This window comes from Achromobacter sp. T5-5 (assembly GCF_055397965.1).
Genome location: NZ_AP027919.1, coordinates 1,064,467 through 1,087,430, shown reverse-complemented (window position 1 = coordinate 1,087,430; position 22,964 = coordinate 1,064,467). Strand labels below are relative to the sequence as shown.

The window sequence follows — 22,964 nt, the reverse complement described above, 5'->3', positions numbered from 1 at the left end:
TGACGGGTTCCTTATTTGCCGGCCATGCCCATCGCCGTGGGCAGCCACAGGGTGATTTGCGGGATGTAGGTAATGGCGATCAGCGCCAGGAAAAGCGGCACCAGCCACGGCAGGATGGCCATCGTGGTGCGTTCGACGGACAGCTTGGAGACGCGCGCCAGCACGAACAGCACCATCCCCATCGGCGGATGCAGCAGGCCGATCATCAGGTTCAGCGTCATGATGAGGCCGAAGTGGATCGGGTCGATGCCCAGTTTCAGCACGATCGGCAGCAGGATGGGCACGAGGATGGTGATGGCGGCGATGGTGTCGATAAAGCAGCCGACGATCAGGATCAGCACGTTGGCCATCAGCAGGAACACCCACTTGTTCTGCGTCACGCTCAGGATGGCGTCCGTCAACGCCTGCGCCGCCTGCGTCGTGGTCAGCAGCCATGCGAACACCGACGCCGCCGTCACGATGAACAGGACGGACGCGGTGGTTTCGATGGTGTCGAACGACGCCTTGGCAAGCGTGCGCAAGGTCATGGACCGATACCGGACCAGCCCCAGGAACAGCGCCCAGATCACGGCGGCGACCGCCGCTTCCGTGGGCGTGAACCAGCCCAGCGTCATGCCGCCGATCAGGATCACCGGCGCCATCAGCGCCATGACGGCGGAGAAATTGAACTTCCAGTCCAGGACCAGCAGGACCGCGAACGCGATTGCGGCGGCAATGTTGGGCGACACGCCCTGCAGCGTCATCAGCCAGATCGACAGCGGAAACGCCAGCACGATCAGCACTTCCAGCGCCGCTCCGCCCAGCCGCTTCCAGTTGAAGGCGACGTCGCCGCCCCAGTTGTTGCGGCGCGCGTAATAGGCCACGGTGAACATCATCATGAGGGTCAGCACGAGGCCGGGAATCAGGCCCGCCAGGAACAGGGAGCCGATCGACACATTGGCCATCATGCCGTAGATGACGAAGGGCAACGAGGGCGGAATGATGGGGCCGAGCGTGGCCGACGCGGCGGTGACGCCGACCGCGAATTCGGTCTGGTAGCCGTGGTCCTTCATGGCCTTGATCTCGATGGTGCCCAGGCCCGCGGCGTCGGCGATGGCGGTGCCCGACATGCCGGCAAACACGACCGAACCGACGATATTCACCTGCCCCAGCCCGCCGCGCATCCACCCCACCAGCGCCACCGCGAAGTTGTAGATGCGGCCGGTGATGCCGGCGATGTTCATCAGGTTGCCCGCCAGGATGAAGAACGGCACGGCCAGGAGCGGGAAGGACTCGACGCCCGCGATCATGCGCTGCGCGACGACGACGTCCGGCACGCTGCCGGAGATCAGGATGTACAGCAGGGACGCGCCCGCCATGGACACCGCCACCGGCAGTCCCATGATCATCAACAGCAGAAAGCTTCCTATCAATGTACCCATGTATCGCTCCCGGAAAGACACTGCGGATTCGTGGTGGACGCCGGCTCGCGGTTCAGTCCAGCGACTCGTAGGCCGCGGGGTTTTCCAGGATCGAATAGCCCTGGCGCCAGTTCTGCAGGGATACCTGCAGCGACCGCAGGAACATCATGGCAAAGCCCGCCAGCGCCACCCAGTACACGTAGGCCTTGTTCCAGAACAGCGTGGTCATGGGCTCATCGCCCACCAGCACGATGTAGCGATACGTCAGCCATACGGCATAGCCGAAAAAAGCCGTGCGCAGGATGTCGATCAGCGTCGACAGCACGCGGCCCACGGGTTTTGGCAGGTAGCGGTACAGGAAGTCCACCTGGATGTGCCGGCACGCGCGCACGCACATGGCCGAGCCCAGGAACACCACGCCGATCAGGCAATACACCGCCAGCTCTTCGGTCCAGGCGTATGAATCGTTCAACACGTAGCGGGAGAAGAACTGCAGGAAGACCAGCAGCGCCATGGCCCAGAAGATGGCCAGGCAGATCCAGTCTTCGGGCTGGTAGCCGGCCAGGCTGACCTCGTGATGGTCGGCCTCTTCGAAGCTGTGGACGATTTCATCCACGGAGGCGACGTGATGCGGGCCGGGCGGCCGGTCCGGCGTGTGGCTGACGGCCGCCATCGGCGCGGCCTTCGCGTTGGAGTGCATGGAGTTCCCCTCGTCCGGGATCGGGTACGGAAAGGCGGGCCGGGACACCGGCCCGCCCGCGCGCTACTTCACCGCCTGGATCTTTTCCCAGTCCGACTTTTCGTAGCCGTACTGCTTGAACGGCACCTTCTCCAGCACGGTGTCGCGAAACTCCTGGACGTTGACCTCGGCCACCGTCAGGCCGCGTTTCTTGAACACGTCGACCATCTTCTTTTCGTTGGCGGCCACTTCCGCCGACGCCTTTTCCGCGGCCTGTTGCGCGACCTCGGTGAAGATCTTCTTGTCCTCGTCCGACAGGCTCTTCCAGAGCTTGCCGGAGATCACCGTGTTCAGGTGATCGACGATGTGGCCCGTGAGGATGATGTTCTTCTGCACCTCGTAGAACTTCTTGGCCTCGATGGTGGTGAGCGGGTTTTCCTGCGCTTCCACCGTGCCGTTCTGCAGGGCCAGGTAGACCTCGGCGAAGGCGATGGGCGCCGTGTTGGCGCCACAGGCACGCGGCATGGCCAGGTAGGCCGCCACGTCCGGGACGCGGATCTTCAGGCCCTTCATTTCGCTGCACTTGGTGAACGGGCGGTTGGACGTCGTCTGGCGCGTGCCGTAGTACGTGGTCGCGACGATGTGGTTGCCGCTCTTTTCGTCGTAGCCGCGGGTCAGCTCCTTGTAGATGTCGCTCTTGGTGTAGGCGATCAGGTGCTCGGGACTGCGGAAGGTGTAGGGGTAGTAGGTGACGCCGATGCGCGGGAAGGTCTTGGCGGCGAAACTGGACCCGGAAATGATCATGTCCACCGTGCCCAGGGTCAGCCCCTGGTTGATGTCGTTTTCCTTGCCCAGCTGCGAGGCGGGATAGACATCGATGTGATAGCGGCCGTTGGTGCGCTTTTCGATTTCCTGGGCCGCCCACACCGATGACGTGTGGAAGGGTTCGGACGTCTCGTACACGTGTGCCCATTTCAGCGTGGTCTGGGCCAGCGCGGTGCCGCTCACGGCAAGCGCGACGGCGGCAAACAGCACTTTGATAGCGTTGCCTGACTTCATGTTGTCTCCTCTCTTTGAGGTGGCGGGCTCGACGGCCTGCGTCATGTTTTACATATGGAGTTCACCTTCACTTACTGGAGCTGCACCTACGTACTGCGACTGCGATCCGCCGCCGGCGCCCAAGGCGCCGGCGGCATGTTGCTATTCAGCGCGCAACGCATCGGCCGCGCCGGGCCAACTGGCCATCAGGCGGTCGTACGAGCAGGAGAGATGTTGATGCATGGCGGCGCGCGCGCCCTGTTCATCGCCGGCCGCGATCGCGTCGATGACGCGCCGGTGCTCGGTGATGGCGACGGCCCAGCTATCGGAATTTTCGAAGTAATCGCCCAGCTTCACGGAGAGCGGGTTATGGCGTTCGTCGAACAGCTCGCCCACGACGCGCACCAGCACGGCGTTGCTGGCCATTTCGGCCACGCGCAGGTGGAACAGCCTGTCGCCGCGGATGGGCACGCTGCCCGACCGGGCCTCGTCTTCCATGGCGTCGACCGCGTCGCGCAGGCCTTCCACCAGCGCGGGCACCGGATTCAGCGCGGCCTGGGCGGCCAGTTCGCCTTCGATGGTGCGGCGCGCGCGGATGGTCTCGAGCGGGCTTTCGGCGGTCAGGCTGGCGCGCGGCGCGCCGGCCAGGCTGTGCACATACACGCCGGAACCCATGCGGACTTCGACCCAGCCTTCGACTTCCAGCGCGATCAGCGCCTCGCGCACCGAGGGACGCGAGACGCCCAGCTTCAGCGCGAGGTCGCGCTCGGGCGGCAGACGCGCGCCGACGGGGAACTCGCCCGCCTCGATCAGCAGGCGGAGCTGATCGGCGATCTGGCGATACAGGCGGCGAGGTTCAATGGTCTGAATCGGCATGCAAGACAAGTCGTTGACAGGACGATGACAGGAGGGAAAGGTAAAGTGGCCTTACCAATTGACCAGAATCCTGCGCCTGCTGCCGTTGGGTCACAATTAGGGTTTGCCCATAGGCGCGCGCCGTGCCACGCGGGCAACCCTTATCTGTTAAAAAGCCGCCACACCCGGCCTTCTTCCGATTCCATGACCCACGACCCGCAACACTCGCCCTTCAAAAGCACCGGCGGCGCGCGCCGCATCCTGAATGCGCTGCGCTATTCATGGCAAGGCCTGAAGGCGGCCGTCCAATACGAGGCGGCCTTTCGCCAGGAACTCGCGCTGGCCGTGCTGATGATCCCGGCGGCCTTTTTCCTGGGCCGCACCACGGTCGAGGTGTTTTTCCTGGTGGGCGTGGTGGTCATGGTGCTGGCGGCGGAACTGCTCAATTCCGCCATCGAGGCGCTGGCCGATGCGCTGTCCGTCGAACGCCATCCCCTGCTGGGACGGGCCAAGGACCTGGGCAGCGCGGCGGTGATGCTGCTGTTGATATTCGCGGGAACGGTCTGGGTGGGAGTGGCCATCAGCCGTTTCGTCATGCATTGACACGGTTCGCACCATGATGAGGGTGCGAGCCTATTTATACTGGGACCCATGATGCCTCAATCGACGTCAGCCCCCTCCAAGCGCGTCGTCATCGTCGGCGGCGGCGCGGGCGGCCTGGAACTGGCCGCCAAACTCGGCCGTATCCACGGCCGTCAGCACATCACCCTGGTCGACAGCCGGCCCTTCCATATCTGGAAGCCCTCACTGCATGAAGCGGCCGCGGGCACGCTGGACATCCACCAGGAAGGCCTTTCCTACCTGATGCTGGCCCACATGGACGGCTTCTCGTTCGCCCAGGGCCGCCTGGAAGGCGTCGACCGCGAACGCCGGCTCATCACGCTGGACGCCGTCAACGACGCCCAGGGCCAGGAAGTGTTGCCGCGCCGCGAGCTGCCCTACGACACGCTGGTGCTGGCGCTGGGCAGCACGTCCAACTTCTTCAACACGCCCGGCGCGGCCGAACACGCGGTCACGCTGGACACCACGGAAAATGCGGAGCAATTCCGCCTGACCATGCTCAAGGCCATGGCGCTGGTGGACCAGGCCAAGGTGCGCAATCCGTCCGCGCGGCTGGATCTGGTGATCGTGGGCGGCGGCGCCACGGGCGTCGAACTGGCCGTCGAACTGACCGAAGCCAGCCACGTCGTCAGCGCCTACGGCCTGCCGAACTTCCGCGCCGACCGGGACCTGGCCATCACGCTGGTCGAGGGCGCGCCGCGCATCCTGTCGGCGCTGCCCGAGAAGATTTCGGTCGCGGCGACCAAGCGGCTGACCGAGCTGGGCATCCGCGTGGAAACCTCCTGCCGCGTGTCCGAGGTGACGGACAACTCCGTGCGCACCGCCGACGGGCGCGAGTTCCCGGCCCAGTTGTGCATGTGGGCCGCCGGGATCAAGGGCCCCGCCCTGCTGGCCGACCTGGGCCTGCCGCTGAACAAGCTGGGGCAGCTCGAGGTCAACGAGCGGCTCGAAACGCCCGATCCGCACATCCTGGCGCTGGGCGACTGCTGCGCGGCGCCCTGGCGCGACGGGCGCACGGTGCCCGCCCGCGCCCAGGCCGCGCACCAGCAGGCCGACTATCTGACCAAGAAGCTCACCGCCCGGCTGCGCAACCACGCCGAGCCCACCGCGCCCTATGTCTATCAGGATCACGGGTCGCTGGTGTCGCTGGGGCAGGATGCGGGGGTGGGCAGCCTGATGGGCAAGCTCGCCGGACGGGGACTGTTCGTAAGCGGTACACTGGCGCGCTTGATGTACATGAGCCTGCACCTGATGCATCACAGATCGGTGCTGGGCGCCTCGCGTACCGTCTCCCTTGCCCTGGCTCGCCTGCTCATGCGGCGCACGCGCCCGCGGGTCAAACTGCACTGAACTCCCCCATGAATTTCCTGCAAAAACTCGAACACGCCTGGACCACCAGCAACTCGCTCCTGCAAGTCGGGCTGGATCCCGACCCGCAGCGCTTCCCGCGCGAACTGCAGGACAAGCCCGACGCCATCTTCCAGTTCTGCCGCGACATCGTCGACGCCACCGCGCCGTATGCATGCAGCTTCAAGCCGCAGATCGCGTACTTCGCCGCGCACCGCGCCGAAGACCAGCTCGAAGCGCTGTGCCAGCACATCCGCGACAACCATCCCGACCTGCCCATCGTGCTGGACGCCAAGCGCGGCGACATCGGCTCCACCGCTGAAAACTACGCGCGCGAAGCCTACGAGCGCTACCAGGCGCACGCCCTGACCGTCAGCCCCTACATGGGCCTGGACTCGGTGGAGCCCTACCTGGCGTGGCGGGACCGCGGCGTGATCGTCCTGTGCCGCACCTCCAACCCGGGCGGCTCGGACCTGCAATTCCTGAAAATGGATAACGGCGAGCCGCTGTACCTGCACGTGGCGGGGCTGGTGGCCGACAAATGGAACGCCAACGGCCAATGCGGCCTGGTGGTGGGCGCCACCTTCCCGAACGAGCTGGCCTCCGTGCGCCAGCGCATCGGCGACGCCGTGCCGCTGCTGGTGCCGGGCATCGGCGCCCAGGGCGGCGACATCACCGCCACGGTGAACGCAGGCGCCAACGCGGCACGCAGCGGCATGATGATCAACTCCTCGCGCGCCATCATCTACGCCAGCGGCGGCGACGACTGGCGCGAGGCCGCCGCCGTGGCCGCCAAGGGCCTGCGCGACGCGATCAACGCGGTGCGCTGATCGGACGTCGCGGGGCAGCCCCCTCGGGGGGCAGCAAGCGAACGCAGTGAGCGCCGCGTGGGGGCCTTACCTCCGCAGTCGGTCTAGCGCCGGTTGATCGGGGCCCCGACGAACTCCAGCACCGCGCGCAGCGCGAATTCCACCGAGGCCCGGCGCACCTGCGCCCGGTCGCCGGAAAACACATGCGTTACCGCGCGGCTGCTGATGCCGTCGCCGACCCGCATGGCAAAACCGAAGCACACCATGCCCACGGGCTTGCCCGGCGTCGCGCCGCCCGGGCCGGCGATGCCGGTGGTCGACACGGCCACGTGCGCATTCGGCACCGCCAGCAGCACGCCATTCGCCATTTCAAGCGCCACGGGCTCACTGACCGCGCCGAAGTGCTGCAGGGTTTCGGGCGAAACTTCCAGCTCGGTCACCTTGGCGTCGTTGCTGTAGGTGACGAAGCCGCGCTCGAACCAGTCGCTGGAGCCCGCCACCGCGGTGATGGCGCCCGCCAACAGGCCCCCCGTGCACGACTCCGCCGTGCCCAGCATCCACCCCTGCCGTCGCAGCACGTCGCCCAGCCGCTCGGACAGGCCGAGGATGGTTGCTTCCGACAACTGCGCGGCCGCCATGCTGGTCCGCGCGCCTTCCTGCTGATCGTTCATCCCAAGACTCCTGTGCGGGCCACCAGCGCCATCACCAGCAAGGCATAGCCGGCCGCCACGATATCGTCCCACATGACACCAAAGCCGCCCTTGATGTGGGCGTCGAAGAACTTGATGGGCGGCGGCTTGACGATGTCGAACGTGCGGAACAGCACGAACGCCAGCGTCTGCGCCATCCAGCCGGCCGGCGTCAGCCACAGCACCAGCCAGAACGCCACCATCTCGTCCCACACCATTCCGACATGATCCGACTGCTGGAGTTCTCGGCCCACGCGATGGCACGCCCAGCAACCGTACAGGAACGCCACGGCCAGGAACACGCCGATGGCCAGGTCCGACGCCGCGGGCGCGGCCGCCACCCAGATCGCCCACGCAAGCAGCGTGCCCCAGGTGCCCGAGGCGGGCCGGATCAGCCCGCTGCCGAATCCGAAGGCGATCAGGCGCCCCGGATCCCGGCATATCCAGGACAACGCGGGGTACGCGGCGCGGCTGCGATCGCGCATGGAGGGGGAATGCTTGTCGGTGGAAGTCATGGAGTGCTGGTTCGGCGAAAGCCAGGAGGCCGCGGGTCAGGCCGCGGGAAAGTGATCGAAGCCCGCGGGCAGGTCCGCCAGCGGGCGGCCTTGAGGATCCAGGACCGACAGACCTGCCTGCGGCAGGATCTCGCCCACGCGGGTCACGCGCGCGCCGGCCGCGCTGGCCGCCGCCAACACGGCGTCGCGCCGGGACGCCGGCGCGGTGAAACAGAGCTGGTAGACGTCGCCCCCGCCCAGCACCGCGCGGCGCAGCGGCGCGGTGTCCAGGCGCGCCAGCGCGGGCGCCACGGGCAGGTCCGCGAACCGCAGGCAGGCGCCTACACGGCTGGCGGCCAGGATATGGCCCAGGTCCTGCAGCAGGCCGTCGGACAGGTCGATCGCCGCATGGGCGAGGCCGCGCAGCGCCAGGCCCAGCGCCACTTGCGGTTGCGGCCATTCCAGCGCGTCGCGCGTCGCGGCCAGCAACGCGGGATCGGCGGGATACTGTCCGTCCAGCAGCCGGTAGGCCACGTCGGCCGCGCCCAGTTCGCCGGACACCCACACATCATCGCCGGCTTGCGCGCCGTCGCGGCGCAGCGCCTGTCCGGGCGGCACCGCGCCGAACACCGTCACGCTGATCGCCAGGTCATGCGCGCTGCGCGTGGTGTCGCCGCCAATGAGCGGGCAGCCGTGCGCGGCGGCCAGCGCATGAAAGCCTTCCGCAAAGGCCGCCAGCCAGGGCTCGTCCAGGCGCGGCAAGGCCAGCCCCAGCACGCAGCCGATGGGACGCGCGCCCATGGCCGCCAGGTCGGACAGGTTGACCGCCAGGGACTTGTGCCCCAGGGCTTTGGGATCGACGTCGGGAAAGAAATGCCGGCCTTCCAGCAGCAGATCCGTGCTGGTGGCCACCTGCTCGCCGGGCGGAACAGGAAACAGGGCGCAGTCATCGCCCACGCCCAACAGGCCGGCAGGCGCCGAGCGGGTGAAGTAGCGCGCAATCAGATCAAATTCGGACGCCACCGCGCCTCCACTATCGGCTATCAATGGGTCGGCGTCGCATCGACCGGGGCGCGCCCCGCGCCCCGGAGCGGGGCCGCGCGGATCCGGCTCCGCCGGTCCGCAGCGGCGCCCCCCCTGGGGGGAAGCGCGAAGCGCTGCGGGGGTGGGTCTAGCTATCGCCGTTGCTGCGCGGCGGCCTGGACTTCGTGCGCGCGCACGTCGGCAGCCAGCTTGTCGAGCACGCCGTTGACGAACTTGAAGCCGTCGGTGCCGCCGAACGACTTGGCCAGTTCGACGGCCTCGTTGATGGCGACCTTGTACGGCACTTCGACGTGATGGATCAGTTCGAAGCTGCCGATCAGCAGGATGCCGTGCTCAACGGGCGACAACTCGGCCAGCGGGCGGTCGACGTAGGGCGTGAAGCGCTCGCGCAGCGTGGGCGCTTCGCGCAGCACGCCATGCAGCAAGGTCTTGAACCACTGCGCGTCGGCCTCGGAAAAATCCTCGGTGTCGCGCAGGTGGGCATCGATCTCGCCGGCGTCCTGCGTGCCTTCGCCGCCGCGCAGCAGCCACGCGTACACGCCCTGCAGCGCGAATTCGCGTGCACGGCGCCGCGCGCTGCGCGCGTTGGCGCGGGCCTGCGCCGCGCTATCAGCGCTGCTCGTCGTCTTCTTCGTCGTCAAAATCTTCGTCCTCGTCGTCTTCGTCTTCGTCTTCTTCCTCGGGTTCCAGCGCCGCCACCAGGTTGGCCATTTCAACGGCCACCTGGGCGCAGTCGCGGCCCTTGCCCGCGGCACGGGCCTGCGCCTGCTCGTCGGTGTCGACGGTCAGCACGCCGTTCGCGACGGGGATACCGGTTTCGAGGGAGATACGGGTGATTGCCGTGGCCATTTCATTGCTGACCACTTCAAAGTGATAGGTTTCGCCGCGGATGACCGCGCCCAGCGCGATCAGGGCGTCGAACTCGAACGTTTCGGCCATGTGCGACAGGGCCACGCCCAGTTCCAGCGCGCCGGGCACGGTGGCGACCATCACGTCGCGCTCGTCCACGCCGAGTTCGGCCAGTTCCTTCAGGCACGCTTCGAGTTCGGCCTGGCCGATTTCTTCGTTGAAGCGGGCGCGTACGATGCCGATGTGCAGCCCTTCGCCGTTCAGGTCGGGGGTGAGGATGTAAGGGTTCATGTGTCGGCCTTCAGTGTGTTGCGGGAGTGTTCTGCGGGTCGCAATCGTAACCCGTAATGGTGAGCGAAAAGCCCGCCATGCTGGGCATCTTGCGCGGCCGGGCCAGGAGCCGCATCTGGCCCACGTTCAGGTCGCGCAGAATCTGGGCGCCGATCCCGTAGGTACGCAGGCCGAACCGATCGGCGTTGGCGGCATTGGACTGGGCCTTCGGGTCGTTCCAGCCTGCAATCTGGCCAAACAGGTGTTCGGTGGACGACTGGCAGTTCATCAGCACCAGCACGCCGGCCGGGGCGCTGGCGATGGCCTTGAGCGCCTGGGCCACGCCCCAACTGTGCGGGCTTGCGCCGGTGTCCAGCACGTCCAGCACGGACGCGGGTTCGTGCACCCGGACCAGCGTCTCGGCGTCGGGAGTCACATTACCATGCACCAGCGCCAAATGGGCGGAGCCCGTGGCGGCGTCTTCATAGGCCACGGCCTCGAAGGTGCCCCAGGCCGTCTGCATGGTGCGTTTGCCCACGCGCTTGACGATGGATTCGTGCTCGCTGCGGTACTGGATCAGGTCGGCGATGGTGCCGATCTTCAGGCCGTGCTGGCGGGCGAATTCCACCAGGTCCGGCAGGCGGGCCATGGTGCCATCGGGCTTGAGGATTTCGCAGATGACCGCGGCGGGCGTCAGGCCGGCCATGGCGGTCAGGTCGCAGCCCGCCTCGGTGTGGCCGGCGCGCACCAGCACGCCGCCGGGCACGGCGCGCACCGGGAAGATGTGGCCGGGCTGGACCAGGTCGGACGGCTTGGCGTCGCGCGCCACGGCCACCTGGATGGTGCGGGCGCGGTCGGCGGCCGAAATGCCGGTCTCGACGCCTTCGGCGGCCTCGATGGACTGCGTGAAATTGGTGCCGTAGCGCGTGCCGTTGCGGGCGGCCATCATGGGCAGCTCAAGCTGGCGGCAGCGTTCTTCGGTCAGGGTCAGGCACACCAGGCCGCGGCCATGGGTGACCATGAAGTTGATGGCTTCGGGGGTGACGAATTCGGCGGCCATGACGAGGTCGCCCTCGTTTTCACGGTCTTCTTCGTCAACCAGGATGACGATGCGGCCGGCGCGAAGCTCGGCGATGATCTCGGCAACCGAAGCGATACCGAAGGATTCCGGCTCGGAGCCGGGCAGGGGGGACAACTGGACGGACATGGCGTGACACGTAAACCAGGCGGGAAAGTCCGGATTTTACCGCCCCCGCGCGCGGAATCCCTATCGAAGGCTGGCCGGCCCGTCCGGGCGGGGGCATCCGGTTAAACTTTCGCCCGGAGATCCCCCAGAAAAACGAAGGAAAAACCTCATGCAAGCCCTAGCGGCCATGCCTTTGAACATCGCGGCAGCCGTCCGCGTCGTCCTGACCGACATCGACGATACGCTGACCACCGAAGGCCGCCTGCCGGCCGACGCCTACGCCGCGCTGGAACGCCTGGAACAGGCCGGCATCCAGGTCGTGCCGATCACCGGCCGCCCGGCGGGCTGGTGCGATCACATCGCCCGCATGTGGCCCGTGCGCGCGGTGGTCGGCGAGAACGGCGCGTTCTACTACGCCTACGACCGCAAGGCGCGCCGCATGACCACCCATTACTGGACCGACGCGGCCTCGCGCCAGGCAAGCCGCAAGCGGCTGGACGCGATCCGCGACCGCGTCCTGGCCGAGGTGCCCGGCAGCGCCGTCGCCAGCGACCAGGACTACCGCGTGGCCGACCTGGCCATCGACTTCTGCGAGGACGTGCCCGCCCTGCCCGACGCGGCGATCAGCCGCATCGTCCAGATCTTCCAGGATGCCGGCGCGCAGGCCAAGGTCAGCTCGATCCACGTCAACGGCTGGTTCGGCGACTACGACAAGCTGACCATGACCCGCACGATGTTCCAGCGCGAATTCGGCATGGACGTGGCCGGCGTCCTGGACAGCACGCTTTTCATCGGCGACTCGCCCAACGACGAGCCGATGTTTGCCTACTTCCCGATCTCGGTCGGCGTGGCCAACATCCAGGCGCAGTTGCACCGCCTGACGCACCGCCCCGCTTTCGTGGCCGCGTTTCATGGCGGCGGTGGCTTCGTCGAAATGGCCGACCGGCTGCTCGCCGCGCGCCAGCCGTCCCAAGTCCAGCCGGCCTGAGGTCAGCACACCGTGGCAACTTCCAAGACCGCGGCGCCCGCCAACGACGGCCGCCGCAGCATCCAGTCCATCGAGGTGGGCGCGCCCCTGCTGGCGGCGCTGGTCGATGCGGGCAAGCCGCTGACCCTGCGCGACCTGGCGGCCGGCGCGGGCATGACGTCCGCCAAGGCGCACCCCTACCTGGTCAGTTTCATCCGCGTGGGGCTGGTGCAGCAGGACGCCACCACCGGCCAATACGAGCTGGGCCCGTTCGCCCTGCAGATGGGCCTGGTCAGTCTGCAGCGCCTGGACCCGGTGCGCGTGGCCATGCCCGAGATCGCCAAGCTGCAGTCCGAGATCGGCCATACCCTGGGCATCGCGGTGCTGGGCTCGCACGGCCCCACCATGATCCACATGACCGAGGCCAGCTACCCGGTCCACGTGAACATGCGCAAGGGCACGGTGATGTCCATGCTGCACACCGCGACGGGACTGGTTTTCGCGGCCTGGCTGCCGCCCAAGGTCAGCGAACACTACATCGCGCGCGAGGAAGGCGACACCGCCGTGATCGCCAGCATGCCGCCCCCGCGCAAGGCCTCGCGCGCCAACATCGAGGCCCAGTTGGCCGACATCCGCGTGCACGGCATGGCGCGCGCGCTGGGCAACCCGCTGCCCGGCGTGGACGCGCTGTCGGTGCCGGTCTTCGACAACACCGGCAGCATCGTCCTGGCGCTGACCAGCCTGGGACCGACGGGGCTGTTCGACGTGTCGTGGGACGGCGCGATCGCGCGTCCCCTGCTGGCCTGCGCCCAGGAAATCTCCCGCAAACTCGGCTTCCGCGGCTGAACGCGCTTCGCGCAAAAACGAACACAAAACGAACAAAACGAACAAAAGACGAAAAAAAAGGCAGGGACTTTCCCGAGTGTGCCGTCCCCGGTTGTGTGTTTGAATTCAGCAAATATTCAATTCATACCTACACGAGGAGACACACGATGCAACCCTTGCGTCTTTTGCAGGCGGCCACGCTGGCCGCATTCGCTTTTGGAGCGTCCGCCGCCCAGGCCGCCGACACCTGCTCCAACCGCGGCGACCTGGACCAGATGTACTGCGACGCGAACAAGGACCTGGTGGCCGACACGCCCACCGATGCGTCCAAGCTCAAGACGCCTTCGACGCTGGTGTTCACTTACACGCCGGTGGAAGACCCGGCCGTGTACGAAGACATCTTCAAGCCCTTCACCAAGCACCTGTCCGAATGCACGGGCAAGCGCGTGGTGTTCTACCAGGTGCAGAGCAACGCGGCTGAAATCGAAGCCATGCGCTCGGGCCGCCTGCACGTGGGCGGCTTTTCGACGGGCCCCACGGCCTTTGCCGTGAACATCGCGGGCGCCGTGCCGTTCGCCGTCAAGGGCTACGCCGACGGCTTCCAGGGCTACAACCTGATCGTGATCGTCAAGAAGGACAGCCCCTACCAGAAGCTCACCGACCTGAAGGGCAAGAAGCTCGCGCACACCGCGCCGTCCTCGAACTCCGGCCACATGGCGCCGGTGGCGCTCTTCCCCAAGGAAGGCCTGACGCCCGACAAGGACTACAAGATCATCTTCTCGGGCAAGCACGACCAGTCCGTCATGGGCGTGAACTCCGGCGACTACGACGCCGCGGCCGTGGCGTCCGACGTGTTCAAGCGCATGGTCGAGCGCGGCCAGGTCAAGGAAGCCGATTTCCGCATCATCTACACCAGCGAGAAGTTCCCGACCTCGTCGTTCGCCTATGCGCATGACCTGGAGCCGAAGTTCCGCGACCAGATGCTCAAGTGCTTCTACGACTACCGCTTCCCCGCGGAAATGTCCAAGGCCTTCGACGGCGCCGACCGCTTCTATCCGGTGACCTACCAGAAGGACTGGGCCATCGTCCGCCAGGTGGCTGAATCCGGTGGCGAAAGCTTCAACCGCGCCGCCTACGACCGCGAATCCGCAAAGAGCAAGAAGTAATCCAGCATGACGACGTCGCTACGCATTTCCGGCCTGGTCAAGGAATACCGGGCCGGCCGGCCGGTCCTGAACGGCATCGACCTGCAGATCGCCGGTCAGGGGCTCACCGCCATCATCGGGCCTTCGGGCACCGGCAAGAGCACGCTCCTGCGCTGCATCAATCGGCTGATCGAGCCCACCAAGGGCGAGATCGTGCTGCAATCCGACGATGGCACCGTGGACCTGGCGCGCGTGCGTGGCGCGTCGCTGCGCCGTGCCCGCCGCCGCATCGGCATGGTGTTCCAGGAATACAACCTGGTTGAACGCCTGACCGTCATGGAAAACCTGCTGACCGGCAGGCTGGGCTACACCTCCGCCATGAAGGCCTGGATGCGGCGCTTCGAGCCCGAGGACATCGAGCATGCCTACAAGCTGCTGGACACCGTCGGCCTGGCCGGGTTTGCCGACCAGCGCGCCGATGCGCTGTCGGGCGGCCAGCGCCAGCGCGTGGGCATTGCCCGTGCGCTGATGCAGCGCCCGCAGTTGCTGCTGGCCGACGAGCCCACGTCCTCGCTCGACCCCAAGACCTCCGTCGAGATCATGGAACTGCTGTCCGCGCAGGGCAGCGCCACGGGCATCCCCGTCATCGTCAACATCCACGACGTCGAACTGGCACGCCGATACGCCACGCGCATCGTCGGCATGTCGGGCGGCCACGTGGTCTATGACGGCGACGGCCAGGGCCTGGACGCGTCCATGCTCAAGACCATCTACGGAGGCGAGTCTTGGCTGGAATGACGCAACCCCGGGGCGGCCTGCGCCCCTTCGCCATGTCGGGGCGCGCCAAGATGGGCGTGCTGCTGCTGGTGATCTACACCCTCTATGCCGGCGCGCAGCTCGACTTCAGCTGGACGCGCTTCGAATCCGGCATGGGCCACGCGTCGACATTCCTGGCGCGCATGTTCCCGCCCAATTTCGAAAAGCCCGACACCTTGTGGAAGGGCATCGCGGAAAGCCTGGAAATCGCCGTCCTCGCGTCGATGCTGGGCATCTTCCTGGCCCTGCCCGTCGGGCTGCTGGGCGCGCGCAACATGATGCCCGCGTGGATCTCCTGGCCCGCGCGGTCGCTGGTCGCGCTGTGCCGCGCCCTGCACCCGGTCATCGTCGCCATCCTGTTCGTCAAGGCCGTCGGCTTCGGCGCGCTGGCCGGCATCCTGGCGCTGACCGTCGCATCCATCGGTTTCATCGGCAAGCTCTTCACCGAGGCCATCGAGGAAATTTCGCTCAAGCAGGTCGAAGCCGTCCGCGCGACCGGTGCGTCGTTCGCCAACGTGATCGTGTTCGGCGTGCTGCCGCAGGTATTCGCGCGCTTCATCGGCTTTGCCACCTACCAGTTCGACTCCAACCTGCGCAACTCCACCATGGTGGGGATCGTGGGCGCGGGCGGCGTGGGCGGTACCCTGTTCTCGGCCTTCCAGCGTTTCGACTACGACTTCGTCAGCGCCATCCTGCTGACCCTGATCGCCATCATCATGCTGGGCGAAATCCTGGCCGGCTTCGTGCGGGCGGTGTTCCTGGACAACCTGGGCTTTGACCGCATCCTGCAGAGCCGCTTCGCCGGCGCGCGCGGCATGGGCAGCAGCAAGCCGACGGCGGCGCGCAAGGCGGAGGTGGACGAATGAACGCCCACGTTTCTCCCCTGAACCCCGCCGGCCAGCCGCGCGTCTGGCAGCGCTACAGCATGGGCCAGCGCCTGCTGCGCTTTGCGCTGTACCTGCTGGTGGTGGCGGCCATCGTGCAGGCGATCCGCGGCGTGGAGGTCATCCCGGAGTTCCTGTACGACGCGCCCGAGCAGATGGCCGACCTCTTCCGGCGCATGTGGCCGATCGACTGGGCTTACTACCCGGACGGCGTCCACAACGCCCTGGTCGAAACGCTACACATCGCCACGCTGGGCACGATCCTCTCGGTGTTCATGGCCGTGCCGGTGGGCCTGCTGGCGGCCAACAACCTCACGCCCAGCAAGACCATCAACATGCTGGCCCGGCTGATCCTGGTGTCCAGCCGCTCGGTCAACTCGCTGGTCTGGGCGCTGCTGTTCATCGCCATCTTCGGCCCCGGCGCGCTGGCCGGCACGCTGGCCATCGCGTTCCGCTCCATCGGCTTTGTCGGCAAACTGGTCGGCGAAGCCATCGAGGAAGCGCAGCGCGGCCCCATCGAAGCCGTCACGGCCACCGGCGCCAGCAAGGCCTCGGTGATCTGGTATGCCTACTGGCCGCAGATCCGCCCGGCGTTCTGGTCCATCGTGCTGCTGCGCTGGGACATCAACGTGCGCGAATCGGCGGTGCTGGGGCTGGTCGGCGCGGGCGGCATCGGCATGGCGCTGGACACCGCCTTGAACCTGTTCCAGTGGGATCGCGTCGCGCTGGTGCTGGCTGCCATCTTCGTGGTGGTGGTGCTGGCCGAGATCATCATCACGCAGGCCCGCAAACGCATCCTGTAGCGCGCACCGGTTGCCTTACGCTGCTCGGTTTCCCCTGACAGCGCTCCTTCGCCGCCCCCTGGGGCGGCGTTTTTATTGGGGCCTTCCGGCTGGCGGCCGCCGCGGTGGCCGTCTTGTTATTGCGCCGCAAACACGTCTATGCTCAATGTGAACAAATTATGAACGGTCATCAAATCGCACCTGTGCGTTGATTAAGATCTCGGCTTTTGCCGTTGGACACCCCGCTGCCATGTCGGAACAGGAATTGAAACTGCACGTGCCCACGGCTTCACGCCAGGCCGTGCTGCGTGAAGTCAAGCAGCGCGAAGCCACGCGCATCCGCTTGCATGCCATGTATTTCGACACGCCCGAGCGCGAGCTGGCGCGGGCGCGCATCGCGATCCGGCTGCGCCAGGAAGGGCCCGACTGGGTGCAAACCTTGAAGATGCCCGGCGCCGACGCCATCTCGCGCATCGAAATGAACCATCCGCGTCCGGGCCCCGTGCTCGACCTGTCGGTCTACGCCGGCACCGAAGTCGAAGCCGCGCTTTCCGCCATCAAGGGCGAACTGGGCCTGCGCTACGAAACCGACGTGCAGCGCCTGCTGCGCAAGGTGCGCACGCGCTACGGCACCGTCGAACTGGCCTACGACACCGGCATCCTGCGCGCGGGCGCGCTCGAATTGCCGATCTCCGAACTGGAGTTCGAACTGGTATCGGGCCGCCCCGCGGCCATCTTCTCCGCGGCGCGAGGCTGGCAGCAGCGCCACGCCCTGATCCTGGATCCGCGCAGCAAATCCGAACGCGGCGACGCGCTGGCCCAGCTTGCGCAGCGCCTGGCCGAGGTGGACGCCACGCCCGGCGACGACCTCGAAACGCGGCGCGCGCAGGCCATCGCCCAATTCTGGGCGCCGCGCGGCGCCGCGTCCGTGAAACTGCGCGACGACATGACCCCGCCGCAGGCCATGGGCGCCATCGCCGCCGAATGCCTGGACCAGATCTGCCGCAATGCCGCCGTGCTGGCCGAGGTCGACACCGAAGGCGTCTATCGCGCCGGCAACTCGGAACACGTGCACCAGCTGCGCGTGGGCGTGCGCAGGCTGCGGTCGGCCTGGAAGCTGTTCGACGGCTGGATCGCGCCCATCCCCGATTCCCTGCTGCAGGGCGTGCGCACGCACTTTGCGGCCTTCGGCGCCAATCGCGACCAGGACGTGCTGAACGAAACCGTCGCGCCCGCGCTGATGCGCGCCGGCATGCCGGTCATCCCCATGGAAGCCGCGCCGCCGGAAGAGGACGCACAGACCATCGCGGGCGGCCAGGCATTCCAGGCGTGGCTGCTGGAACTGCTGGAATGGACGCTGGACGTGCCGCCCGTGCAGCCGGACGCTGACAGCCAGACCATCGCCAACGGCACACCGACCGACGCCGCGCCCGAGCCCGCCATCCGGCTGGAGGGCGGCGTGGCCGGCCCGACCATCAAGCCCACCATCATTCCGATGCTGACGCCGGAACCCCAACCGCAGCGCCTGCACAAGCTGCTCGCGCGCCGCCTGCATCGCTGGCACGTCAAGGTGGCCGACCAGGGCACCCACTTCGCGTCGCTGGACATCCCCACTCGCCACGAACTGCGCAAGCGCGGCAAGCGCCTGCGCTACGGCCTGTCGTTCGCGGAATCGCTGCTGCCGGCCGCCAAGCTGCGCGGCTATCGCAAGCTGCTGTCGCGCGTGCAGGACGTGCTGGGCGAAATCAACGATCTGGCGATGGCCAAGGACTACTACCAGTCGTGTACGGCCACGCACCCGCAGGCCTGGTTCGCGCTGGGCTGGATCAGCGCGCGCCTGGACGAACTGGTCATCGAGGCGCAGCAGGCCTTCGACGACCTCGCGCAAAGCAAGCCTTTCTGGAAGTAGCGCAAGGCGTCATTTCGGACTCGCCCAAACGACAACGGGACGGCGCTTGCGCACCGTCCCGCACTGCCTGCGTAGGCAGGCGCATTGACTGGACGTGTCAGTCGGCCAGCAGCGCCGCCGCGAACTCGTCCGCGACGAAGGGCTGAAGGTCTTCCAGGCTTTCGCCCACGCCAATCCAATACACCGGAACCGGACGCACGCCCTGGCTGCCCGCGGCCACGGCGGCCAGCGTGCCGCCCTTGGCGGTGCCGTCCAGCTTGGTCACGACCAGGCCGGTCAGGTTGATGGCCGCATCGAAAGCGCGGATCTGCGCCAGCGCGTTCTGGCCGGTGTTGCCGTCCACCACCAGCAGCACCTCATGCGGCGCGGTCGCGTCGGCCTTGCCGATCACGCGACGGATTTTCTTCAGTTCTTCCATCAGGTGAAGCTGCGTGGGCAGGCGGCCGGCGGTATCCACCATCACCACGCCCATGCCGCGCGCGCGGCCGGCGTTGACCGAGTCGAACGCCACCGCGGCCGGGTCGCCGCCATCCTGCGAAATCACGCTGACGTTGTTGCGGCTGCCCCATTCCACGAGCTGTTCGCGCGCCGCGGCGCGGAAGGTGTCGCCGGCGGCCAGCAGCACGCTGGCGCCCTGGCGCTGGAAGGTGTGCGCCAGCTTGCCGATCGACGTGGTCTTGCCCGCGCCATTGACGCCGGCGATCATCACCACCAGCGGCTGCGTGCGCTTCAGGTCGAAGGCGCGTTCGAGCGGCCGCAGATGGTCGGCCAGGAGCTGACGCAGGGCCGCCTTGACCTTGGCCGGGTCCTCGATGCGCTCTTTCTTGACGCGCGCCCGCAGCGCGGTCAGCAGCTTCTCGGTCGCCTCCAGGCCCGCATCGGCCATAATGAGGGCCGATTCGAGTTCCTCGAACAGGTTCTCGTCGACTTTCACGCCGACGAAAATGCCGCCGATGCTCTGCCCGGTGCGGGACAGGCCCTGCTTCAGGCGCGACAGCCAGGACGCTTTCTTGGGCGCCTCGGCGGGCGCGGGTTCCGCAGCGGGCGGCGCGGCCGGCACGGGCGCAGCCACCGGCGCGGACGGCGGCGTCGGAGCGGGCATGAACGCGGGCTGCGGCGCGCGAACGGGCTCGACAACCGGCGCGGCCGACACGACAGGCGCGGGTGGCGCGACCGGAGCCGGAGCGGAAACGGACGAGGACGGCGCGGCGGGTGCGAACGCCGGCGCAGGCGCAGGCGTTGCAGCAGTCGCAGGCGTTGCAGCAGGAGCAGGCGTTGCGGCAGGTGCGGAAACCGAAGCCGGCGCCGCAGTGGGGGCGGGCACCGGCGCAGGTGCTGAACCCGGAACCGAGCCCGGCGTCGCGGCGGGCGCGGGAACCGAACCGGATGGCGCAACCGGCGCCGAAGCCGGTGCCGAAACCGGCGCGGCAGATTCCTGACGGCCCGCAGGCGCAGGGACGGCCGGCGCCGGGCTGGCCGGGGCTACGGCGGGCTCTGCGGGCGCGACGCTGGCGTCGACGACCTCCGGCGGCGGCGCGGGCTGAGCCGGCGTGGCGGGCGGAGGGGATTTTTTCTTGAAGAAGCGGCTAAACATGGGTAACAAGTATATTCGTATCGTCGGGGGCCAATACCGGCGCACCCCCATCGTCGTTCCCGACGTGGAGACGCTGCGTCCCACGCCCGACCGGGTGCGCGAAACGCTATTTAACTGGCTTACTCACCTGTGGGGCGGCGAATTCGCCGACAAACAGGTGCTGGATCTGTTCGCCGGCAGCGGCGCCCTGGGCTTCGAGGCGGCCTCGCGCGGCGTGGCGCATGTGCAGATGGTCGAGCGGGACAAGACCGCCGCGTCCGCGCTGCGGACACTGCGCGACAAGCTCAAAGCCGACATGATACGCATCCATGTCGGGGATGCGATGCAGGTCGCCGAACGGATGGATGCGTCGCGGTTCGATCTCATCCTGCTGGATCCTCCCTTTGGACAGGGCTGGCTGCCGCGCCTGTGGCCCATTTTGCCGGGCATCCTGAGCGATCATGGGCTAGTCTATGTCGAGGCGGAATCCGCCATCGAAGCGCCCGAGGGATTCCAGATTGTGCGGCAGGACAAGGCCGGCGCGGTCCACTTCCATCTTCTGGAATTTGCTGCATTGCGGAAATAGATCAATAATCCGGGCTTCGGAGGATGGTGTACACCACAAATAACGGTACGGAGCTCGCATGATCATCGCTGTTTATCCCGGCACTTTCGACCCGCTGACCAGGGGCCACGAAGACCTGGTCCGCCGTGCAGCCACGCTTTTCGACAAAGTCGTGGTGGGGATCGCCATTAGCCGCAACAAGAAGCCCTTCTTCAGCATCGACGAGCGCGTGGAGATCGCGCGCGAAGTGCTGGGGCACTACCCCAACGTGGAAGTGCAGAGCTTTGGCGGCCTGCTGAAAGACTTCGTGCGCGACCAGGGCGGCCGCGTCATCGTGCGCGGCCTGCGCGCGGTGTCCGACTTCGAATACGAATTCCAGATGGCCGGCATGAACCGCCATCTGCTGCCCGACGTCGAAACGCTCTTCATGACGCCGTCGGACCAATACCAGTTCATCTCGGGCACCATCGTGCGCGAGATCGCCCAGCTGGGCGGGGACGTCAGCAAGTTCGTCTTTCCGTCCGTGGAGCGCTGGCTCCAGGAAAAGGCCAAGGAACGCCGCGAACAGTCCTGGCCGGGCTGACACCCGCCGGCAGCATCCCCGAACGGGCGCGCAAGCGCCCTTTTCGCGCTTTCCGGGCCGCGGCCGCCCGGCGCTACAATGACAGCGCCCCTTGCCTTGCTCCGCTGCCCATCATGGCCCTCACCATCACCGAAGAATGCATCAATTGCGACGTTTGCGAGCCCCAGTGCCCGAACGAAGCGATCTCCATGGGCGAGGACTATTACGTCATCGACCCCGACCGGTGCACGGAGTGCGTCGGCCATCACGATGAACCCCAATGCAAGGTGGTCTGTCCCGTGGAATGCATCGAACTGCATCCGCAGTGGCATGAAGGCCAGGAGCAGCTCATGGCCAAGTACCGACGCCTGACCGGTGCCGCATGAGCGACGCGGCGCCGCCCAGCCTCAACCTTTCCCCTCCCACACACCACGCCCGCCGCGACCTCTCCGCGTCCGCGGTCGCCGCGGGGCTGGTCGCCGTATTGGTCAGCTTTGGCGGCACCGCCGTGCTGATGGTGCAGGCGGGCCATGCCGCCGGGCTTGACGCCGCGCGCATCGGGTCCTGGATCGGCTCGTTGAGCCTGGTGCTGGGCCTGGGCGGCGCGTTCTACAGCCTGCGCACCGGGTTGCCGGTGGTCATGGCGTGGTCCACGCCTGGCGCCGCCCTGCTCGTCACCGCGCTGGCCGGCGTGCCGTTCGATGAAGCCGTGGGCGCCTTTGTCCTGGCGGCCGGCCTGACGCTGGCCTGCGGCCTGTTCGGCTGGATCGACCCCATCCTGCGCCGCATCCCCGGCGAAGTCGCCGCCGCGATGCTGGCCGGCGTGCTGCTCAATTTCGGCATGGGGATCTTCAGCAACATCTCCAGGCAGCCCGCCCTGGTGCTGGCCATGTGCGCCGCCTACCTGCTGTGCCGCCGCTGGGCGCCGCGCTACGCGGTGCTGGTGGTGATGGCGGTGGCCGTGGCCATGGCGGCGGCAATGGGCCTGATGCAGGTGAACCTGCTCGACTGGCGCCTGACCGAATTCGTCTGGACCACGCCCGCCTTCAGCGCGCAGGCCGCGGTCAGCCTGGGCATCCCGCTCTTTGTCGTGGCCATGGCCTCGCAGAACCTGCCCGGCCTGGCCATTCTGCAAGCCGCCGGCTATCGGCCGCCGGCGTCGCGCCTGGTTGCCGCCACCGGTCTGCTGGGCCTGGTCGCCGCACCCTTCGGCGCGCACAGCGTCACCATGGGCGCGATCAGCGCGGCCATCTGCACTGGCCCCGAGGCGCATCCCGATCCCGGCAAGCGCTACATCGCGGCCGCCACCTACGGCATCGGCTACGTCGCGCTCAGCATCGTCGCGGGCGCCGTCGCGGTCTTTTTCCAGGCGCTGCCCGCCGCCCTGCTGGCCGCACTGGCGGGACTGGCGCTCCTGGGCACCATCATGGGCGGCATGGCGGCGGCCATGGCGAATCCGCAGCGGCGCGAAGCGGCGCTCATCACGCTGCTGGCGACGGCCTCGGGATTCAGTTTCTGGGGGATCGGTTCGGCCTTCTGGGGCCTGGCTGCGGGCCTGCTGGCCCACACCGCTTTCGAATACAAGCGCACCCGGACCTGACGGGGCCCGGCCTGACGCGGCCCAGCCTGACGCGGCCCGGACAGCCCACGCGCAA

26 protein-coding genes are annotated in these 22,964 nt (G+C 67.4%); 15 read left to right on the top strand and 11 right to left on the bottom strand.

The window, feature by feature from the left end:
* Window positions 1–11 precede the first annotated feature (11 nt).
* The 4 genes from ACZ50Q_RS04895 to ACZ50Q_RS04880 all read right to left on the bottom strand — a co-directional run bounded on the left by ACZ50Q_RS04895 (window position 12) and on the right by ACZ50Q_RS04880 (window position 3,993).
* On the bottom strand, window positions 12–1,421 hold the full coding sequence (locus tag ACZ50Q_RS04895; RefSeq protein ID WP_464080740.1) for a TRAP transporter large permease: 1,410 nt from the start codon (window positions 1,419–1,421) through the stop codon (window positions 12–14).
* A gap of 52 nt (window positions 1,422–1,473) precedes the next feature.
* Entirely contained in the window at window positions 1,474–2,100 is a 627-nt protein-coding gene (locus tag ACZ50Q_RS04890) for a TRAP transporter small permease (RefSeq protein WP_156902737.1), read from the bottom strand.
* Between the two features lie 63 nt (window positions 2,101–2,163).
* Window positions 2,164–3,138, bottom strand: a complete 975-nt coding sequence (locus ACZ50Q_RS04885) for a sialic acid TRAP transporter substrate-binding protein SiaP (protein WP_076516665.1) — start codon at window positions 3,136–3,138, stop codon at window positions 2,164–2,166.
* A gap of 141 nt (window positions 3,139–3,279) precedes the next feature.
* The gene (locus tag ACZ50Q_RS04880) at window positions 3,280–3,993 is read right to left on the bottom strand and encodes a FadR/GntR family transcriptional regulator (RefSeq protein WP_076516667.1); all 714 of its coding nucleotides are present in this window, start codon (window positions 3,991–3,993) and stop codon (window positions 3,280–3,282) included.
* A 183-nt stretch (window positions 3,994–4,176) separates the two neighbouring features.
* Here ACZ50Q_RS04880 and ACZ50Q_RS04875 point away from each other — a divergent pair, with 183 nt between their 5' ends.
* Genes ACZ50Q_RS04875 through pyrF form a run of 3 tightly spaced genes read left to right on the top strand, consistent with a single transcriptional unit; the run spans window position 4,177 to window position 6,770 of the window.
* Window positions 4,177–4,575, top strand: coding sequence for a diacylglycerol kinase (locus ACZ50Q_RS04875; RefSeq protein ID WP_076516669.1), 399 nt, complete (start codon window positions 4,177–4,179; stop codon window positions 4,573–4,575).
* 48 nt (window positions 4,576–4,623) lie between these two features.
* Window positions 4,624–5,943, top strand: a complete 1,320-nt coding sequence (locus ACZ50Q_RS04870) for an NAD(P)/FAD-dependent oxidoreductase (protein WP_076516671.1) — start codon at window positions 4,624–4,626, stop codon at window positions 5,941–5,943.
* 8 nt (window positions 5,944–5,951) lie between these two features.
* On the top strand, window positions 5,952–6,770 hold the full coding sequence (gene pyrF, locus ACZ50Q_RS04865; RefSeq protein WP_076516673.1) for an orotidine-5'-phosphate decarboxylase: 819 nt from the start codon (window positions 5,952–5,954) through the stop codon (window positions 6,768–6,770).
* 83 nt (window positions 6,771–6,853) lie between these two features.
* Here the strand turns inward: pyrF and ACZ50Q_RS04860 are convergent, their stop codons facing one another.
* From ACZ50Q_RS04860 to ribBA, 6 genes are all read right to left on the bottom strand, one after another.
* Entirely contained in the window at window positions 6,854–7,420 is a 567-nt protein-coding gene (locus ACZ50Q_RS04860; RefSeq protein ID WP_092582804.1) for a CinA family protein, read from the bottom strand.
* Entirely contained in the window at window positions 7,417–7,923 is a 507-nt protein-coding gene (locus ACZ50Q_RS04855) for a phosphatidylglycerophosphatase A family protein (RefSeq protein ID WP_092582819.1), read from the bottom strand. The genes ACZ50Q_RS04860 and ACZ50Q_RS04855 overlap by 4 nt, the downstream gene beginning before the upstream one ends.
* 66 nt (window positions 7,924–7,989) lie before the next feature.
* The gene (gene thiL / locus ACZ50Q_RS04850; RefSeq protein ID WP_464080739.1) at window positions 7,990–8,955 is read right to left on the bottom strand and encodes a thiamine-phosphate kinase; all 966 of its coding nucleotides are present in this window, start codon (window positions 8,953–8,955) and stop codon (window positions 7,990–7,992) included.
* A 152-nt stretch (window positions 8,956–9,107) separates the two neighbouring features.
* Window positions 9,108–9,617, bottom strand: a complete 510-nt coding sequence (gene nusB / locus ACZ50Q_RS04845; protein ID WP_076516681.1) for a transcription antitermination factor NusB — start codon at window positions 9,615–9,617, stop codon at window positions 9,108–9,110.
* Window positions 9,586–10,116, bottom strand: coding sequence for a 6,7-dimethyl-8-ribityllumazine synthase (ribH, locus tag ACZ50Q_RS04840; RefSeq protein WP_076516683.1), 531 nt, complete (start codon window positions 10,114–10,116; stop codon window positions 9,586–9,588). Before ribH ends, nusB begins: the two co-directional genes overlap by 32 nt.
* 10 nt (window positions 10,117–10,126) lie before the next feature.
* On the bottom strand, window positions 10,127–11,302 hold the full coding sequence (gene ribBA / locus ACZ50Q_RS04835; RefSeq protein WP_076516685.1) for a bifunctional 3,4-dihydroxy-2-butanone-4-phosphate synthase/GTP cyclohydrolase II: 1,176 nt from the start codon (window positions 11,300–11,302) through the stop codon (window positions 10,127–10,129).
* A 148-nt stretch (window positions 11,303–11,450) separates the two neighbouring features.
* Between ribBA and ACZ50Q_RS04830 the strand changes: the two genes are divergently transcribed.
* The 7 genes from ACZ50Q_RS04830 to ACZ50Q_RS04800 all read left to right on the top strand — a co-directional run bounded on the left by ACZ50Q_RS04830 (window position 11,451) and on the right by ACZ50Q_RS04800 (window position 18,609).
* Window positions 11,451–12,269: an HAD-IIB family hydrolase gene (locus tag ACZ50Q_RS04830; protein ID WP_464080738.1), complete on the top strand. Its 819-nt coding sequence runs from the start codon at window positions 11,451–11,453 to the stop codon at window positions 12,267–12,269.
* Window positions 12,270–12,281: 12 nt separating this feature from the next.
* The gene (locus ACZ50Q_RS04825; RefSeq protein WP_076516689.1) at window positions 12,282–13,094 is read left to right on the top strand and encodes an IclR family transcriptional regulator; all 813 of its coding nucleotides are present in this window, start codon (window positions 12,282–12,284) and stop codon (window positions 13,092–13,094) included.
* A gap of 146 nt (window positions 13,095–13,240) precedes the next feature.
* Entirely contained in the window at window positions 13,241–14,239 is a 999-nt protein-coding gene (gene phnD / locus ACZ50Q_RS04820) for a phosphate/phosphite/phosphonate ABC transporter substrate-binding protein (RefSeq protein ID WP_464080737.1), read from the top strand.
* A gap of 6 nt (window positions 14,240–14,245) precedes the next feature.
* On the top strand, window positions 14,246–15,016 hold the full coding sequence (phnC, locus tag ACZ50Q_RS04815; protein WP_464080736.1) for a phosphonate ABC transporter ATP-binding protein: 771 nt from the start codon (window positions 14,246–14,248) through the stop codon (window positions 15,014–15,016).
* A complete protein-coding gene (gene phnE, locus ACZ50Q_RS04810; RefSeq protein WP_076516695.1) occupies window positions 15,013–15,900 on the top strand; it encodes a phosphonate ABC transporter, permease protein PhnE in 888 nt (295 codons plus the stop codon). Before phnC ends, phnE (ACZ50Q_RS04810) begins: the two co-directional genes overlap by 4 nt.
* Window positions 15,897–16,721, top strand: coding sequence for a phosphonate ABC transporter, permease protein PhnE (gene phnE, locus ACZ50Q_RS04805; RefSeq protein ID WP_464080735.1), 825 nt, complete (start codon window positions 15,897–15,899; stop codon window positions 16,719–16,721). The genes phnE (ACZ50Q_RS04810) and phnE (ACZ50Q_RS04805) overlap by 4 nt, the downstream gene beginning before the upstream one ends.
* Before the next feature lie 229 nt (window positions 16,722–16,950).
* Window positions 16,951–18,609, top strand: coding sequence for a CYTH and CHAD domain-containing protein (locus ACZ50Q_RS04800; RefSeq protein ID WP_464080734.1), 1,659 nt, complete (start codon window positions 16,951–16,953; stop codon window positions 18,607–18,609).
* A 97-nt stretch (window positions 18,610–18,706) separates the two neighbouring features.
* On the opposite strand, the gene ftsY is transcribed toward ACZ50Q_RS04800, so the two are convergent.
* Complete coding sequence (gene ftsY, locus ACZ50Q_RS04795; protein ID WP_369825597.1) at window positions 18,707–19,711, bottom strand: signal recognition particle-docking protein FtsY; 1,005 nt, start codon at window positions 19,709–19,711, stop codon at window positions 18,707–18,709.
* Here ftsY and ACZ50Q_RS04790 point away from each other — a divergent pair.
* From ACZ50Q_RS04790 to ACZ50Q_RS04770, 5 genes are all read left to right on the top strand, one after another.
* Window positions 19,710–20,048: a hypothetical protein gene (locus ACZ50Q_RS04790; protein ID WP_464080733.1), complete on the top strand. Its 339-nt coding sequence runs from the start codon at window positions 19,710–19,712 to the stop codon at window positions 20,046–20,048. The two genes, ftsY and ACZ50Q_RS04790, sit on opposite strands and share 2 nt — an antisense overlap.
* Before the next feature lie 153 nt (window positions 20,049–20,201).
* Window positions 20,202–20,768, top strand: coding sequence for a 16S rRNA (guanine(966)-N(2))-methyltransferase RsmD (gene rsmD, locus ACZ50Q_RS04785; RefSeq protein ID WP_464080732.1), 567 nt, complete (start codon window positions 20,202–20,204; stop codon window positions 20,766–20,768).
* Between the two features lie 58 nt (window positions 20,769–20,826).
* Window positions 20,827–21,330, top strand: a complete 504-nt coding sequence (coaD, locus tag ACZ50Q_RS04780; RefSeq protein ID WP_076516705.1) for a pantetheine-phosphate adenylyltransferase — start codon at window positions 20,827–20,829, stop codon at window positions 21,328–21,330.
* A 113-nt stretch (window positions 21,331–21,443) separates the two neighbouring features.
* Window positions 21,444–21,695 (top strand): YfhL family 4Fe-4S dicluster ferredoxin, encoded by a 252-nt coding sequence (locus ACZ50Q_RS04775; protein WP_043547072.1) that lies wholly within the window; start codon window positions 21,444–21,446, stop codon window positions 21,693–21,695.
* Window positions 21,692–22,909 (top strand): benzoate/H(+) symporter BenE family transporter, encoded by a 1,218-nt coding sequence (locus ACZ50Q_RS04770; protein WP_076516707.1) that lies wholly within the window; start codon window positions 21,692–21,694, stop codon window positions 22,907–22,909. Before ACZ50Q_RS04775 ends, ACZ50Q_RS04770 begins: the two co-directional genes overlap by 4 nt.
* Window positions 22,910–22,964 lie beyond the last annotated feature (55 nt).